The following is a 14,679-nucleotide window of genomic DNA, read 5'->3' as shown; positions in this document are numbered from 1 at the left end:
ACGGGACGGATGATCCCGGGGTGTGCCACCATACGCTCGTGCCATGGCAAGGCACCGCTGGGCGACGGGCACGTCCAACCGCAGTCCTGACCGGTTGGACCGAATACTCGCAGGTGCGGTTTCATTCGATCGCGAACCGGGTTCCGAAGGGAGCTCAGCCATCTCTCCGCAAGAACCAGGAGCCGACACAGAGCATATTGACCGGGTTTATGAAGAGGATTTTGGGGCTGAGGATCCGTCCGGTGCGGAAACCTCCGCGGGAACGGGCAGGCGCTGGGTGGCAACCCGTCGCGCCGCCCTCGTCGCCGCGGGGTGCGCACTCGCAGTGGGGGTGTGGGCGTTCACCTCGATCGACCGTAACCAGGGGGAGGTGATACCCATCGAAGCTTCACCGGTTAATTCGTCAGCGCCATCGACATCCAGCCAGGGCACGACCGGTGAGATGCCCGCCGAAGCTAAGGACGGCCCGCCGGCAGCAGATGCAGAGGGCGCGGGCGTTGCCACGAAGGATTCGGCTGGCCAGCCGGAGGCGGGCCGCGTGGTCGTGCATGTCGCCGGAGCTGTCCTTTCCCCGGGAGTCGTCGAGGCTGTTCCCGGCTCGCGGGTCTTTGAGGTTCTGGAATCGGCCGGCGGCGCCCTTGCCGAGGCTGATTTGTCCGCCGTGAACCTTGCTGCTGTCGTGGTGGACGGACAGCAGGTTGTAATCCCCCGGGTGGGCGAAGCCATTCCGCCCGTCGCTGCGAATGCCGGTCAGGCACCCAGCGGTTCGGCTCCGGACTCAGTGCCCCTCGTGAATCTGAACACGGCGGAGATTTCAGAGCTGGAGGAGTTGCCCAAGGTTGGTCCGGTCCTCGCCGAGCGGATTGTTCAATGGCGCACGGAGCACGGGGCCTTTACCCGCGCGGAGGAGCTCGACGCAATTCCAGGCATTGGCCCCGCCATGCTCGAAGCACTTCTGCCTCTGGTTACTATCTGATGACCGGACGGAGGGCCCGATGGGACCGATTCCTGGTTTCAGCTGCTGGACAGAGTCCGGCGCGGACTGGTTCGCATGGCCGTCCAACGGGCAATAATGCGTCAATAACGGCCAGCCGGGACCGGCGTATCGCCACGCACTTGGCGCAGAAGCTGTCGTGGCTGAAACGGCGAAGCCACGAGGACCGCAATGTGGAGCCCGACGAGACCGGGAGACCAGTCCGGGACCTGCGCCTGCTGCCGGCGGCCGTAGCGGCGTGGATCGCCGCCGTTCTGGCCGTGCGCCTCGATGCACCGGCGGCGCTCATGCTGGGATTTGTTCTCACGACCGTTGCGTTGGGTTGCATGGCGTTTGTCGGGTATCGAAGGAAGCACTGCCGCATTCTGCAGGTCATCCTGGTGGCAACGGGTGCTGCAGCGATGATTTGTCTGCCGACAGCGGCCCGGATCGACCAGCAGGGTTCTGAGCCCATGGAAGCCGCAATCGCGTCAGAAGGCCATATAACCGCGAAATTGCTCGCCACCGGGGATGCCTCGCGCGCTTCCGCGCCGGATCTGGACGGAAGTCCCCGCTGGATTCTTGAGGCAACGCTGCTCGAGGGTACCTTCGGCGGTGAGCGCTTTACCGCGAGCATCCCACTGGTGGTGCTGGGCGGGGACGACTGGAGTGCAGTGAAAGACGGCGACATGGTCCGGGCGGCGGGCAAGGTCACCGCCACGGATCCCGGGGAGCGTGCCCGGGCGCTGATGATCGGGTCAACCGCTCCGGACAGGCTGGAGCACGAGACTGAAACCGGACCAATGGAGCAGGTCCGGGAGCGTTTCCTGACGCTGGCGGGCAGCACAGGTGCCCCGGATGACGGGCTCATGGCGGGAATGGTGATCGGAGCCCGTTCGGTGGTGGCTGAGGATCTTGTCGTGAGGATGCAGTCCACTGGCCTGACTCACTTGACCGCCGTCTCCGGGGCGAACTGCAGCTACGTACTGGCGTTCGTCTTCCTCTCCTGCAGAGCATTCCGGCTCCCACGATGGGCGGCGGCTCTCGGCGGCATAGTCTCCCTCGTAGCCTTTGTTCTCCTCGTCCGACCGGAACCGAGTGTGCTGCGCGCGGCGGTCATGGGGTCAATAGGTGTGCTCGCTGTACTCACCGGGCGGGGCAGACTGTCCATGACTCTGCTGTTCCTCTCCATCGCCGCCCTGCTGGCAGTTGATCCCTGGCTCAGCGGGGAGTACGCCTTCATTCTTTCGGTCGCGGCCACCTCAGGTCTGGTACTTGCCGGACCGCTGCTTGTACAACGCCTCGAGACCCTGCTGCCACGCTGGATCGCCCAACTCCTGGCCGTGCCGCTCGCGGCGCAGCTCTTCTGCACGCCTATCCTCATTCTGATCCAACCTGCAATTCCGACTTACTCCCTGCTGGCAAACATCGCAGCGGCACCGGTAGTACCCTTCATCACCATCGCCGGGATGCTCGCGGTAATGCTCGTCTCCCTGCTGCCACTTGCAGCACTACCCTTCGCCGTTGCCGCAGGTTGGGGCGCATCGTGGGTGGCCGGCGTCGCTGGCTTCTTCGCATCGGCTCCGCTCGCCGTCATTCCGTGGCCCTCGGGGGCTGGAGGCGCCGCTCTCAGTGCCCTTTCCAGCCTGGCGGTACTTGCCGTCGCAGTGTGGTGGCAACCGCTGCGCGCAGTCGTCAGGTCAGCGGCTGCGAAGGCACGGTCAGCAGTCCGGGGTATACGCATCCGCGCGCTGAAATGGGTGGCTGCCGGATTCGCTCTCGGTTGTGCAGGTCTGTGGGCTGCCGCGGGCGCGGTGCATGAGACAGCGGAGTGGACAATCGCGGGTTGTGATGTGGGTCAGGGCGACGGGTTTGTTGTCAGGACGGGAGAACACAGCGCCATGGTGTTTGACGCAGGTCCCGACCCTGCACTGATCGACCGCTGCCTGGACGCCTTGCAGGTTGAGACTGTAGACCTCCTGGTCATCACGCATCTGCACCAGGATCACTACGGCGGGATAGAGGGAGTCTTCTCGGACCGTCCGGTGCGGCGGTTGCTCTACTCGACATCCGAAGCTGCGTTGCCGGATGAAGTGATCGAAGCAACAACGGACGCAGGTCTTGTCCCGGAACCGATTGTGGCTGGGGATACAGGCGCTCTCGGGAGTACCACTTGGACGGCACTTTGGCCCTTTCCAGACGTCACCGACGCCTCGGAGAACGACGCCTCAGCTGTGGTCCTTGTCACCACGGGTGGCACTGACGGCCGTTCACCGGTCGACGTCCTGTTCACCGGAGATATCGAAGAGGAAGCGGCTGACGAGATGTTGGTCGCCCACCGCGATCTCACACTCTCCGGTGTCGACATCCTAAAGGTCGCCCATCACGGCGCCCGCAACGGCGGACATCGCCTGATCGAGGCGACGTCGCCCTCCGTCGCGCTCATATCTGCGGGAAGGCACAACGACTACGGGCACCCACATCCGGCCACCCTCGATGCGCTGGACGCTGCCGGTGTATATGCCGCGCGCACGGACCAGCGCGGCTCGTTCTTCCTGTTCGCTGATGATGGCACCCTCCGGATCCGATCCCTGTGAGGGCCTTTGGCCTGTGACCGTCACCCATGGCAAAGTTGACCCAGCCACACCACCTTCCAGCGAGGAGTCCGAACCTACGTGAGCCCATCAGCGTCGAGCGCCACAAGCTGGCGTGAGGTGGCCCCCGCCCCGGTGATCCTGTTGTCGGGGCCCGAGGAGTATCTTGCAATGCGCAGCTTCGAGGCGGTGAGGACGCGGATGCGCGAGCTTGAACCTGACGTCGACACCGTCCGACTGGATGCGGCGCAGTATGAAGCCGGGGCGCTCATCGTCCTGGGCAGCCCTTCCCTGTTCGGTGGAACGAAGGTCATCGAGGCAACGGGGCTCTCCCAGATGAGCGATGCCTTCCTGCAGGACGCGCTGGCGTATCTCATCGACCCCGCGCCCGATGTTGTCCTCGTGATGCACCACAGCGGCGGAACCCGTGGCAAGAAACTTCTCGACCAGCTGAAGGCTGGAAAGGCGACAGTCGTTGATTGTCAGCCACTGAAGAAGGATTCAGAGAAGATTGACTTTGTCTCCGCCGAGTTCCGTGCCGCCAGGCGGCGCGCTGACCCTGACGCGGTGCGGGCACTCGTCGCTGCCGTCGGATCCAACCTCTCGGAGTTGGCGGCCTCCTGCCAGCAGTTGATTTCGGACACCGAAGGCGTGCTCGGTGCGGAAACGGTGGAGAAGTACTTTGGCGGACGGATTGAAGCCACAGGGTTCAAAGTTGCTGACGCCGCGCTAGCGGGTCGCGGAGGCCAGGCACTGGCCATGCTGCGCCATGCACTGTCCACGGGGGCCGATCCCGTACCGCTTGTGGCTGCTCTGGCCATGAAGCTGCGTGCAGTCGCGAAGGTCTATGGCGTGCGCGGCGGTTCGGCCCAGCTCGCCAAGGAATTGGGAATGGCTCCGTGGCAGGTGGACCAGGCACGGAGGGAAGCGCAGCGATGGACTCCGGAGGGGCTGAACTACTGCATCCAGGTCCTCGCGGAGGCCGACGCGCAGGTCAAGGGAGAGGCGAGGGATCCCGTGTACGCGGTGGAGCGTGCTGTGGCCGCTATTTCGCTCGGCGGTATCCGTTGACTGCAGATTGAACAAAAAAGTGGCCGGTCCCTTTGAGGGACCGGCCACTTCACCTTCAGCGCAGTTAGCTGAGCGCGTTTACGCGCTTCGCGATACCCGACTTGCGGTTGGCAGCGTTGTTCTTATGCAGAACGCCCTTGCTCACGGCCTTGTCCAGCTTGCGGCTGGCAACGGCGAGCGCGGCCGCAGCGGCGTCCTTATCGGTGGACTCCACGGCGGTGTTGACGGCGCGGATCGCAGTCTTCAACTCGGACTTGACCGAGTTATTGCGCTGACGAGCCTTCTCATTGGTGAGAATGCGCTTTTTTTGGGACTTGATATTTGCCACGTATAAGACTCTCTTTGTATTGCGGACTGGTCGGTGAGGGATTTTCGGTGCGGCCATTGACTGAGCGGCGTGGGGATGCCGTGGCGGCCGAGCCAAAGTGCCCGTCGACCTGCGCGGACACACAGCTATACAGGCTACCAGAAAGTGGGCACAATCTCCGGTCGGAACGACGACGGCGGTTCGCGGCACCGTCCGGTCGAAGCGCTATCGCCCTGCCCGCCTTTCCAGTCCGTCGATCACCTTCTCGAACCGGGAACGATGAAGCACCGCACCAATGCGGCGCACGGCCGGGGGATCGACTCGAAGCACGCGATCCAGGTAAACCTCACTCTCCCTGCCCTTTCTATCCCATGCCCCGGTACCAATGTCGATGTAGCCTTCGTCGCGGCCGGACTCGTTGTTGCGATCCCGCGACGTCAGCATCAGACCCAGCAGCACACTTCCCTCGGTTCCGATAATCAGGACGGGTCGGTCCTTGCCCTGTGAAGGGTCATCCTCGTAGGGAACCCATGTCCACACGATCTCGCCCGGGTCGGCGGTGTGACCGGGGGAGGGCGCATAGCCCAGTCGCGCGCCTCCGGCTTTGGGACGCGGATTGAGGGCATCGGGACGATGACCGTCCCTTGTACGTTTGCGGGACGCCTGTAGCTGAGTGAATTCCTTCAGGGCCGCTCCGGCCTTCCGGATGACGGCGCTTAGTCGTGAAGCCATGCCGTCAGATTACCTGCAGCCGGATGGACGGAATACTGCCCAGATTCCAAGGTCTGCCGGTGGGCGTGGGAGAATAAGAAACGCATGAGTCCGCGCCGACGGTGCGCCGCCGGCGTCGTCCGCGGTGACTGGAACGGAAGCATCCATCAACTGTCCCAAGAAGCAAGAGGTATCGAGTGTCTCCCATGGCCCGCACCGCCCCGGTGCCCGCTGCCACGGATCCGGCGATCATCAGGAACTTCTGCATCATCGCTCATATCGACCACGGCAAGTCCACCCTTGCGGACCGAATGCTCCAGCTCACAGGTGTCGTTGAGCAGCGAGACATGAAGGCGCAGTACCTGGACCGGATGGACATCGAGCGTGAGCGGGGCATCACCATCAAGTCCCAGGCAGTCAGGCTGCCCTGGGAACTCGATGGCGTGAGCTACGCGCTCAACATGATCGACACTCCAGGGCACGTTGACTTTACCTATGAGGTGTCCAGGTCCCTGGCAGCCTGTGAAGGTGCAATTCTTCTTGTCGACGCGGCTCAGGGAATCGAAGCCCAGACGCTCGCGAACCTGTACCTCGCGATGGAAAACGACCTGACGATCATCCCGGTCCTGAACAAGATCGACCTCCCTGCGGCACAGCCTGAAAAGTATGCCGCCGAACTTGCAAACCTGATCGGCGGCAATCCTGAGGACGTGCTGCTCGTTTCGGGAAAGACCGGAGTGGGCGTCGAGGCTCTTCTCGACAAGATCGTGAAGGATCTGCCGGCTCCGGTGGGAAACGCGGACGCTCCAGCGCGTGCGATGATCTTCGACTCCGTCTATGACACCTATCGCGGCGTTGTGACCTACGTCCGCGTGGTCGACGGGCACTTGAGCCCGCGCGAACGCATCCAGATGATGTCCACGCGCGCCAGCCATGAACTTCTCGAGATCGGTGTCAGCTCGCCCGAGCCCACGCCGTCCAAAGGGCTGGGTGTGGGAGAAGTGGGCTACCTCATAACCGGCGTCAAGGATGTGCGTCAGTCCAAGGTCGGCGATACCGTCACCAATCTCGCAAAGCCCGCATCGGCGTCGTTGAGCGGCTATGCGGATGCAAAGCCAATGGTCTTCTCCGGCCTGTACCCCCTCGAAGGCGCCGACTATCCGGTGCTTCGTGATGCGCTGGAGAAGCTCATGCTCAACGATGCGGCGCTGGTGTATGAGCCTGAGACATCCGCCGCGCTCGGATTCGGATTCCGCGTAGGGTTCCTCGGCCTGCTGCACCTCGAAATCACCCGTGAACGCCTCGAACGCGAGTACAACCTGAGCCTGATTTCCACTGCTCCGAACGTCGAGTACGAAGTGACGCTTGAGGACAAAAGCGTGGTCCACGTTACCAACCCCAGCGAGTACCCCATAGGCAAGATCGGCGAGGTCCGCGAGCCGATGGTCTCGGCGACTATCCTGGCCCCCAACGAGTTTGTCGGCACCATCATGGAACTGTGCCAGAGCCGCCGCGGCGTCATGGGCGGAATGGACTATCTTTCCGAGGATCGTGTGGAGATCCGCTACCGGCTCCCGTTGGCTGAGATTGTCTTCGACTTCTTCGACATGCTCAAATCCAGAACCCGAGGGTACGCTTCGCTGGACTGGAAGGCCGACGGCGACCAGATCGCCGATCTGGTCAAGGTGGACATCATGCTCCAGGGGGAGCAGGTGGACGCCTTCTCCGCAATCACACACCGCGATGAGGCCTATGCGTACGGGGTCATGATGACCGGGAAGCTGCGCGAGCTCATTCCGCGGCAGCAGTTCGAGGTACCCATCCAGGCCGCGATCGGCGCGCGCATTATCGCGAGGGAAAACATCCGGGCCATCCGCAAGGACGTGCTTGCCAAGTGCTACGGCGGTGACATCACCCGAAAGCGCAAGCTGCTGGAAAAGCAGAAGGAAGGCAAGAAGCGCATGAAGATGGTTGGCCGGGTGGAGGTTCCCCAGGAAGCGTTCATCGCCGCACTGTCTTCGGACGAGTCGAAGGACAAAGCCAAGAAGTGACGCACGTCCCAGTCGTTAGGCTCCTAAGTGCCTAGTGTCCTGCCTCTCAGCGATCCCGCCCCGTCGGATGGGCAGTTGCCGGCATCGGCGGCGGCCGGATCCCCGGACCGCCGGTTCGGGCTATATGTGCATATCCCTTTCTGCGCGGTACGGTGCGGCTACTGTGACTTCAACACCTACACAGCCGCCGAACTCGGCGGTGGTGCCTCGCAGGCGAATTACGCCCAGACGGTTTGCCGCGAACTGGATTTCGGGGCGAGTGTGCTGGAATCGTCGGGCGTCGCCGCGCGGCCGCTGGACACGGTGTTTTTCGGAGGCGGTACGCCAACCCTCTTGCCTGCGGCGGATCTTACCGGAGTGCTTCGCGCAGCGAGGGACATCTGGGGGCTGGAGCCGACGGCCGAGGTAACTACTGAGGCGAATCCCGATTCGGTCACTCCGGAGTCACTGGCGGCCCTCGCGGACGCCGGTTTCACCCGGATCTCATTTGGAATGCAGTCGGCGGTTCCGCACGTTCTTGCGGTGCTGGACCGCACCCACGCGCCGGAGCGGGTGCCACTGGCAGTGCGTTGGGCTCGCGAGGCAGGGCTCAAAGTCAGCCTCGACCTGATCTACGGCACACCCGGAGAGGGGCTCGAGGACTGGGCCTCGTCCGTCGATGCGGCGCTTTCGCTGGAACCCGATCATGTGTCCGCCTACGCGCTCATCATCGAAGAAGGAACCCGGTTGGCCGTCCGCATCCGGCGCGGCGAGGTGCCTGGTATCGACGACGATGACCACGCCGAAAAGTACGAACTGGCCGACTCCATGCTCAGCGCGGCCGGAATGTCATGGTATGAAGTGAGTAACTGGGCGCGGACCGAACAGGATCATTGCCGCCACAATCTCGCCTATTGGAAGGGCCACGATTGGTGGGGCGCCGGTCCGGGCGCACATTCACACATCGGGGGTGTCCGCTGGTGGAATGTCAAGCACCCGTCAGCTTACGCACAGCGGATGGAGGCGGGTTCTTCCCCGGCCGCGGGACGGGAAACGCTCGACGCGGATGCGCGTTACGTTGAGGATGTCCTGCTTCGCGTCAGACTCGCGGAAGGCTTCCCGACTGCGAGACTGAGGCCCGAGGGGCGTCAGGGGGTTGCAGGGCTGATTGCCGATGAGCTTATTGAGCCCGCTGCGGCGTTCCGCGGTGTTCTCGTCCTGAGCGACCGTGGACGCCTGCTGGCCGACGCCGTCGTCCGTCGTTTACTACCGGACTGAGACGCACCGCGCGTAGACCCCAGCAAGAAGTCTTGCGGGTCAGCGAAGCAATCCTCAGTGAAAGATGCGCAGGTTGAAGGGATACCGGTAGGGGCGCCCCCGGTTGACGTGGATTCCCGCGGCGACCGAGAAGGCAGCAAGCGTGACCCAAATCACGGCATTCAGTACCGCGAAGATGCCGCCGACAACGGGAAGCAGCGAAAGCAGCAACGAAATCGCAGCGAGGATGCTGGGTGGGAAGGTGAAGTTGAACGCTTCCTTCGATTCCTGCGCCGTAAATTGACCGCGATCACGGAAGATCAGGAAGATGATCAGGGAGGGCACAAAACCAAGAATGCCGAGGAAGTGTGCAAGGGTTGCCCACTGCCGGTCTTCGGAAGGTGTCAGCGGCAGGGCATCTGAGCTTGAGCCCTGAAACGCCCCGTCGCTGCCCCGAGAGACAGGACGTGACCGTGGTTCACGGTGCTGGTCTGCGTTGTTGGACAACGAAATATCCTTCGGAGATCGGAGCTCACCGCGGGCCTCACCGCGGAACTTACCTCCTAAGGGTACTGGCTACTTCACCAAAGCGCAGGTTGCACCCGGCGCGCACGCGGCTAGCCCCCGGCGCCTGGTGCGGTGAGGAAGTCGATGACCTCCTCAACCCGTCCAAGGAGCGACGGTTCGAGATCCGCGTAGGTACTGACACCTCCGAGAATGCGCTTCCAGCCATTGGCGATGTCCGCTTGTGAACGGTTCGCCCAACCCAGGCGGCCCAGTATCCCGGTTTTCCAGTCTTCGCCGCGAGGGATCTCGGGCCAGGTATCCATGCCTAGCGCCCTTGGTTTGACGGCTTGCCAGACGTCCACGTAAGGATGCCCGACGATCAGCACATTTCCCGGCGCTCCGGGAATCCGCATCGCTTCGTCGGCGATGCGGGCCTCCTTCGTGCCGGGCAGGAGGTGGTCTACAAGAATCCCAAGGCGTCGCGACTGGCCTGGCTGGAATGCCCGCACGACGGCGGCGAGGTCATCGACGCCGTGTAGAGGCTCGACGACAATGCCCTCCACCCGCAAGTCATCTCCCCAGACCTTTTCCACCAGTTCCGCGTCGTGTTTACCCTCGACCCAGATCCTGCCGGCGCGCGCGACCCGCGCCCGTTGATTCGATACCCGGACAGACCCTGAGGCAGTGCGTTGCGGGTAGTTGTCCGGGACACCGAGAGGTGCGATGACCTCGACTGGGGCACCGTCGACATGAAATCCAAAACCAATCGGAAAGGTGCGTCGTTTGCCGCGGCGGTCTTCGAGCACCATGACATGGAGCCCGCCGGACTTCTCCGTGCTGAGGATCGCTCCAACGAACCCACTCTGAACGTCCTCCAGGACGACGCCTGGTTGCGCCTCCACCTTCTCAAGGGGGGATGATCGTGGTGCTGAAAGATCCTGGGATCCCCACGGATGATGTGACATGTAAGAAAGCTCGCCTCCGGATTCCGCGTCCTTCGCGGGACCGCCCCAATGCTAACAATCGGTCGGAGCGTATTAGACTTGGCACTTAGGCGTGTTGAGTGCTAATTCGTTGATGATGCGGCTGAGGACATCGGAGGTGAACATGAGCGAGCCCAGAAGGCTTGAGGTGCTGCGTGCCATCGTCGAGGACTATGTGCATTCCCGGGAGCCCGTGGGATCCAAGGCCCTCGTCGAGCGCCACCGGCTTGGTGTGTCCTCGGCCACTATCAGGAACGACATGGCCCTCCTCGAAGAAGAGGGACTGATCACCGCTCCGCACACAAGTTCGGGGCGGATTCCGACTGACAAGGGGTACCGGCTTTTCGTTGACAGGATCGCCGAGGTGAAGCCGCTCTCCGGTCCCGAAAAGAAGGCGATTCAATCTCTGCTTGAGAGCGCCGAGGATCTCGACGACGTACTTGACCGGACTGTGAGACTGCTGGCACAGCTGACCAACCAGGTTGCGGTTGTGCAGTACCCGCATCTGGGCGGCGCTGCGGTCCGGCATATAGAGTTTGTATTGCTTGCTCCCGGACGCGTACTGGTCGTGTTGATCTCCACCAACGGCGCCGTACAACAGAGGGTGGAGGTGGTTCCTGCGGAGACAAAGGAATCCGACCTGGCGGACCTGCGCCAGCGCTTTCTTGAGAAGGTTGCAGGCGTTCGTCTCGCCGCCGTGCCCCAGGAGCTTGCCGTGTGTATCGCTGCGCTCCCGCAGGCGCTGCAGGGCATGGCACAATCGCTCGGGCAAAGTCTGGAACAACTTTCGGCTTCCAATAGGGAAGACAGGATCGTTCTGGCGGGCACGGCTAACCTTGCGCGTTCCACACTCGACTTCCCCTTGACCATCGGGCCGGTCCTTGAAGCGTTGGAGGAGCAGGTCGTTATGCTGCACCTTTTGTCCGAAATGAAGCAGGACGCGCTCGGCGTGTCCGTACGTATTGGACGCGAGAATCCGCACGGGGGCCTGTCCGAAGCTTCGGTAATTGCAACGGGTTACGGACCGGATGCATTGGCGAAGGTGGGGGTACTCGGTCCCACGAGAATGGATTACCCAACAACCATGGCCGCTGTACGAGCGGTTGCTCGTTATCTTTCCCGCATCCTCGATGAATCGTGACCGGATGACGGGGCCCATAATCCACAACCGTTTGCACGGTAAGAACCACAGGAAGTGATGTGCAGGAGTGAGTAATCACTACGAAGTCCTCGGCGTCGCACGCGATGCCAGCGGAGAAGAGATCAAGAAGGCGTACCGGAAGCTCGCCCGCAAGCTCCATCCGGATGTGAACCAGGGGCCGGAGGCTGCCGATCAGTTCAAGCTGGTCACACGCGCGTACGAGGTTCTTTCAGACCCGCAAAAGCGCCGCGTGTACGACACCACCGGCAATGAAAATGGTACTGATAACGGTTTCGGGAGCGGTTATTCAGGGTCCGGGTTTGCCTTCCAGGACATTTTCGAGACGTTCTTCGGTGGCGGCGGGCCGAGTGGCCCGCCGTCCCGCACGCAGCGCGGGCAGGATGCCTTGATCAATGTGCGTATCGACCTGAAGGACACGGTTTTCGGCACTAACAAGAAGATCGACGTTGACACCGCCGCCGTCTGCCCTACCTGTGACGGATCCTGCACTCAGCCGGGTACTTCCCCGAGAACCTGTGACATTTGCGGCGGTTCGGGGCAGGTTCAGCGTGCGGTACGGTCCATTCTTGGGCAGGTCATGACCACCGCCACGTGCGGGACGTGCCAGGGCTTCGGCACTGTCATTCCCCATCCCTGTTCAGAGTGCAACGGAGACGGCCGCGTACGTAGCCGCCGCAGCCTGACCATTAAAGTGCCCGCCGGTGTATCAACGGGAACACGCATCCAGTTGGCCGGGCAGGGGGAGGCCGGGACCGCCGGGGGACCGCAGGGCGACCTATACGTCGAGATCCGGGTCAACAGTGACCCAACGTTCCTGCGTGAGGGCGACGACCTCCACGCCACGCTGAGCGTGCCGATGACTGCTGCCGCCCTGGGCACGACCGTGAAGATGGCGAGCTTCGACGGAGACCAGGAAATCACCATCAAGCCGGGAACGCAGTCTGGTGAGGTGATCGCTCTGCGCGAGCTTGGAGTCACGCACCTTCGTGGCTACGGACGCGGGGACCTGCTGGTTCATCTCAGCGTCGAGACTCCCCGGAACATCGACGCTGGCCAGGAAGAGCTGCTCAGGCGCCTGGCGGAGTTGCGCGGCGAGGAATCCGCCGAAGGTCAGCTCGCGAGCACCGGGTCAGGCGTCTTTGCCCGCCTGCGCGAACGCCTCGGCAACTTCTAGCGGCATCGCGAACGCATGACCAACCAGGCATTCTTCGGCGAACCGGCTGAAATCGCATCGGCTGTAGTCGGCGCGTCCTTCACGCTGACGGGCCCCGAGGCCCACCACGCAGCCAGAGTTAAGAGGGTCGCAGCCGGTGAGTCGGTGGACATCCTGGACGGCGAAGGCTGCCGATTGAGCGGGACGGTCACTGTTGCGTCCGCCGAATCGGTAACGCTGACCGTGGATTCCATCGGTCGCGATCCGCTTCCCGAACACCGGATAGTGCTCGTTCAGGCGCTCGCGAAGGGGGACCGCGCCGAGCTCGCGGTGGAGGCGGCAACGGAACTCGGTGTTGACGCCGTTGTGCCGTGGCAGGCAGACCGAAGCATCGTTCGGTGGCGTGCCGAGAAGGTTCTGAAGGGCAAAGCGAAGTGGGAGTTCCTGGTCCGTGCTGCTTCGAAGCAGTCCAGGCGTACGAGGGTCCCCGACGTTCTCGATGTACAGGACGGCCGCGGGCTCGCCAGCTGGTTGGGCGGAATTGAGCAAGCGGTTGTCTTGCATGAAGGCGCAGCACAATCGCTTGCGGGCCACTGGTCGCGGAGCGCCCCAACCGCCCCTGGTACCCTCGCCGTCGTCGTCGGTCCGGAAGGCGGGGTGAGTCCTGAAGAAATTGAATTGTTCGCTGCGCACGGAGCCGTTGCGGTCAGCCTCGGCTCTAACATCCTGCGGACCTCGACAGCCGGGCCCGCCGCGATCTCCGTGCTCAACCACCTGGCTGGGCGATGGTAGGACGCGCTCCTCAGCGAATGCTGAACAGCTTGTTGTCGGCGCTGCCCGATTCAGTCGGCTCGCCCTCGCTCGGCACGTAGACCTCGACGAGGTACGTGCCAGGATCAAGTGAGGCGCTGAACTCGTACTGCCCAGTTGACCCCGCGCCGGCGTCCACGGCGACGGTCCCGCTGAGGACTTCCTCTGCGGGCGAACCACCTCCATCCACACGCCGGATACGCCACCCGAGTTCAGACCCGGTCTGCGTGGTACTGCCTTGGACGATGATTGTCGGGTCATTGCGGATGGAACTGTCCTGAGGATTGATGATCCACACAGGAGCCATCGCCTCGACATTCCGCCGTAGCTCTGTGCCGAGTTCGATCTCGCCGAAAGCCTCGTATCCGGCCTTGCCGTCGACCAGCAAACGCACGCTGCTTGGACTGCCGCTTGCAATAAGTCCCGCGTTGGCTGCAGCTGCCGTGGCGGTATATACCAGCTGCTGGATAGCGTTCGACGCGACCTCCGGCTCCAGGTCGCTCCCGAAGGCATCCGACGTCATGTCCACGGTGATGACGTTGTCTGGGGAGATCGATGTATTCACCGCCGTGGCCGTCTGCCAGGGACTGTAGTAATCGTCATCCAGCGGTTCTGTGCTGGTCATCGCCCAGATCGCCGCGGCAATCGGATCGCCCGTCGATTCGCCGGGCAGGAACTCCCGATAGAGTAATTGGTCCTGCTCGCCAAGCCAGTACACCGGGACAAGTGGTGCGCTTTCGGCTGGTGCGGTACTGGGCAGCTCAACGTCCGGCAGACGGCTGGTGGCGGACTCAAGGAGGAGGTCGGCTTCGCTGGCGGCTTGGGGGGCAGAGGCAGGCTCTTCGTCCGCTGTGCAGGCCTGAAGGGATACCAGCACGGCAAGGAAGGCTGCGCACCTCCAGGCGTATCCCCGCCTCCGCGCCGGGGGGAAACGAGAAGGCTTCATTGACGTTTCCTCTCCTTCCAGTCGCGGTGGGTGCAGGTTCGGGGCACCCAAAACCTGCACAGGACAAACAGGCGCAGAACCGACGGCCTGCGCAAGACCTCGGAATCCAGCTTCGCACAGGCCGCTCGCCTCCCAGCGCGGTTTCATCGAATCGGCGCACGACTGAGACGTGATT

Annotated in this window: 13 protein-coding genes; 8 read left to right on the top strand and 5 right to left on the bottom strand. The window is 63.0% G+C overall.

The features are described 5' to 3' along the window. Positions 1-43: 43 nt before the first annotated feature. From BJ994_RS18115 to holA, 3 genes are all read left to right on the top strand, one after another. Complete coding sequence (locus BJ994_RS18115; RefSeq protein ID WP_245192266.1) at positions 44-976, top strand: ComEA family DNA-binding protein; 933 nt, start codon at positions 44-46, stop codon at positions 974-976. A 191-nt stretch (positions 977-1,167) separates the two neighbouring features. Further along, positions 1,168-3,570: a DNA internalization-related competence protein ComEC/Rec2 gene (locus tag BJ994_RS07530; protein WP_209066678.1), complete on the top strand. Its 2,403-nt coding sequence runs from the start codon at positions 1,168-1,170 to the stop codon at positions 3,568-3,570. Positions 3,571-3,648: 78 nt separating this feature from the next. Further along, positions 3,649-4,638: a DNA polymerase III subunit delta gene (gene holA / locus BJ994_RS07525; RefSeq protein WP_342450316.1), complete on the top strand. Its 990-nt coding sequence runs from the start codon at positions 3,649-3,651 to the stop codon at positions 4,636-4,638. Between the two features lie 64 nt (positions 4,639-4,702). On the opposite strand, the gene rpsT is transcribed toward holA, so the two are convergent. Further along, positions 4,703-4,966 carry a 30S ribosomal protein S20 gene (rpsT, locus tag BJ994_RS07520; RefSeq protein ID WP_167993011.1) on the bottom strand — a complete coding sequence of 88 codons (264 nt, stop codon included), beginning with the start codon at positions 4,964-4,966 and terminating at the stop codon, positions 4,703-4,705. A 204-nt stretch (positions 4,967-5,170) separates the two neighbouring features. Next, the gene (locus BJ994_RS07515; protein ID WP_167993010.1) at positions 5,171-5,677 is read right to left on the bottom strand and encodes a type II toxin-antitoxin system PemK/MazF family toxin; all 507 of its coding nucleotides are present in this window, start codon (positions 5,675-5,677) and stop codon (positions 5,171-5,173) included. Positions 5,678-5,853: 176 nt separating this feature from the next. Between BJ994_RS07515 and lepA the strand changes: the two genes are divergently transcribed. Continuing rightward, on the top strand, positions 5,854-7,707 hold the full coding sequence (gene lepA, locus BJ994_RS07510) for a translation elongation factor 4 (protein ID WP_342450315.1): 1,854 nt from the start codon (positions 5,854-5,856) through the stop codon (positions 7,705-7,707). Positions 7,708-7,734: 27 nt separating this feature from the next. Further along, a complete protein-coding gene (hemW, locus tag BJ994_RS07505; protein WP_167993007.1) occupies positions 7,735-8,964 on the top strand; it encodes a radical SAM family heme chaperone HemW in 1,230 nt (409 codons plus the stop codon). Positions 8,965-9,018: 54 nt separating this feature from the next. Here the strand turns inward: hemW and BJ994_RS07500 are convergent, their stop codons facing one another. Further along, the gene (locus BJ994_RS07500; RefSeq protein ID WP_167993006.1) at positions 9,019-9,450 is read right to left on the bottom strand and encodes a DUF4870 domain-containing protein; all 432 of its coding nucleotides are present in this window, start codon (positions 9,448-9,450) and stop codon (positions 9,019-9,021) included. 110 nt (positions 9,451-9,560) lie between these two features. After that, the gene (locus tag BJ994_RS07495; protein WP_167993005.1) at positions 9,561-10,415 is read right to left on the bottom strand and encodes a DUF3097 domain-containing protein; all 855 of its coding nucleotides are present in this window, start codon (positions 10,413-10,415) and stop codon (positions 9,561-9,563) included. A gap of 142 nt (positions 10,416-10,557) precedes the next feature. On the opposite strand from BJ994_RS07495, the gene hrcA reads away from it, so the two are divergent. The 3 genes from hrcA (at position 10,558) to BJ994_RS07480 (ending at position 13,540) form a co-directional block, all read left to right on the top strand. Beyond that, entirely contained in the window at positions 10,558-11,574 is a 1,017-nt protein-coding gene (gene hrcA, locus BJ994_RS07490) for a heat-inducible transcriptional repressor HrcA (RefSeq protein ID WP_167993004.1), read from the top strand. 67 nt (positions 11,575-11,641) lie between these two features. Beyond that, the gene (gene dnaJ, locus BJ994_RS07485; RefSeq protein WP_167993003.1) at positions 11,642-12,769 is read left to right on the top strand and encodes a molecular chaperone DnaJ; all 1,128 of its coding nucleotides are present in this window, start codon (positions 11,642-11,644) and stop codon (positions 12,767-12,769) included. A gap of 15 nt (positions 12,770-12,784) precedes the next feature. Next, a complete protein-coding gene (locus tag BJ994_RS07480) occupies positions 12,785-13,540 on the top strand; it encodes a 16S rRNA (uracil(1498)-N(3))-methyltransferase (RefSeq protein WP_167993002.1) in 756 nt (251 codons plus the stop codon). 10 nt (positions 13,541-13,550) lie between these two features. On the opposite strand, the gene BJ994_RS07475 is transcribed toward BJ994_RS07480, so the two are convergent. Beyond that, complete coding sequence (locus BJ994_RS07475; RefSeq protein WP_167992999.1) at positions 13,551-14,504, bottom strand: GerMN domain-containing protein; 954 nt, start codon at positions 14,502-14,504, stop codon at positions 13,551-13,553. Positions 14,505-14,679: the final 175 nt, after the last annotated feature.

The sequence above is a fragment of the Arthrobacter pigmenti genome (genome assembly GCF_011927905.1).
GTDB lineage: Bacteria > Actinomycetota > Actinomycetes > Actinomycetales > Micrococcaceae > Arthrobacter_D > Arthrobacter_D pigmenti.
The sequence above is the reverse complement of the archived record's forward strand: the minus strand, read 5'-3'. Positions and strand labels throughout refer to the sequence as shown.

Bases quoted from the DNA above. Each gene is read 5' to 3' on its own strand.
- BJ994_RS18115 (WP_245192266.1), top strand. From the start codon at position 44: ATGGCAAGGCACCGCTGGGCGACGGGCACGTCCAACCGCAGTCCTGAC.
- BJ994_RS07515 (WP_167993010.1), bottom strand. From the start codon at position 5,677: ATGGCTTCACGACTAAGCGCCGTCATCCGGAAGGCCGGAGCGGCCCTG.
- BJ994_RS07495 (WP_167993005.1), bottom strand. From the start codon at position 10,415: ATGTCACATCATCCGTGGGGATCCCAGGATCTTTCAGCACCACGATCA.
- hrcA (WP_167993004.1), top strand. From the start codon at position 10,558: ATGAGCGAGCCCAGAAGGCTTGAGGTGCTGCGTGCCATCGTCGAGGAC.
- BJ994_RS07480 (WP_167993002.1), top strand. From the start codon at position 12,785: ATGACCAACCAGGCATTCTTCGGCGAACCGGCTGAAATCGCATCGGCT.
- BJ994_RS07475 (WP_167992999.1), bottom strand. From the start codon at position 14,504: ATGAAGCCTTCTCGTTTCCCCCCGGCGCGGAGGCGGGGATACGCCTGG.